The 638-nt window shown below is 69.0% G+C and carries 2 protein-coding genes; both read right to left on the bottom strand.

Going from position 1 to position 638, the window contains the following annotated elements; translation table 11 throughout:
• On the bottom strand, window positions 1–302 hold a 302-nt coding region (locus tag PV350_RS46925), incomplete at its 3' end, for an IS3 family transposase (RefSeq protein ID WP_500339346.1).
• Window positions 299–598 (bottom strand): transposase, encoded by a 300-nt coding sequence (locus tag PV350_RS46920; protein WP_500339347.1) that lies wholly within the window; start codon window positions 596–598, stop codon window positions 299–301. The genes PV350_RS46920 and PV350_RS46925, both read right to left, overlap by 4 nt.
• Window positions 599–638 lie beyond the last annotated feature (40 nt).

The following is a 638-nucleotide window of genomic DNA, read 5'->3' as shown; positions in this document are numbered from 1 at the left end:
CGCAGCCGGACTCCCGCGAGATTGATGCGCCGCATCACGCGCGCGATCCGCTTGTGGTTGACCCGCTCGCCCTCCTCGCGAAGCTCGGCGGTGATCCTGGGGACGCCGTAGGTGCCGTCCGACCCGCGGTGCACAACCCGTATCCGGGCAGCAAGACGAGCGTCGGACGCCCGCCGGGCAGCCCGGTCCGCAGCGGTCGCGCGCCAGTAGTAGTAGCTGGAGCGGGCGATGCCGAGGATGGTGCACAGCCGCTTCACGCCATAACGGCGCTGGTGGTCGGCGACGAACTGGAAGCGGTTCACCAGCGCGTCTCCCCGGCGAAATACGTGGCCGCCTTCCGCAGGATCTCCCGCTCTTCTTCCAACTCGCGGACCTTCTTGCGCAGGGCCGCGTTCTCCGCCTCCAGCGGTGTGGGCGGCTCGGCCAGTGCCTCCGTGCGGCGTCCTCGCGGCCGGCTCGCTCCGGCTGCCCTGACCCAGTTCCGGAGGGTCTCGGGATTGATCCCCAGATCGGCAGCGACCTGCCGAATCGTCGCCTCGGGCCGCGACTGGTACAGCGCGACCGCGTCCGCCTTGAACTGCGGCGGATAGTTCTTCATGGCCACGAGATGTCCGTTCTCAGATCCTCAGGATCCAGTG

Origin of the sequence: Streptomyces sp. PA03-6a, assembly GCF_033792765.1 — a bacterium.
GTDB lineage: Bacteria > Actinomycetota > Actinomycetes > Streptomycetales > Streptomycetaceae > Actinacidiphila.
Note: the sequence above shows the minus strand (reverse complement) of the source record. Positions and strands in the feature narration are given on the sequence as shown.

Excerpts from the sequence above, each read along its gene's own strand:
- PV350_RS46920 (WP_500339347.1), bottom strand. The coding sequence starts at position 598 with ATGAAGAACTATCCGCCGCAGTTCAAGGCGGACGCGGTCGCGCTGTAC.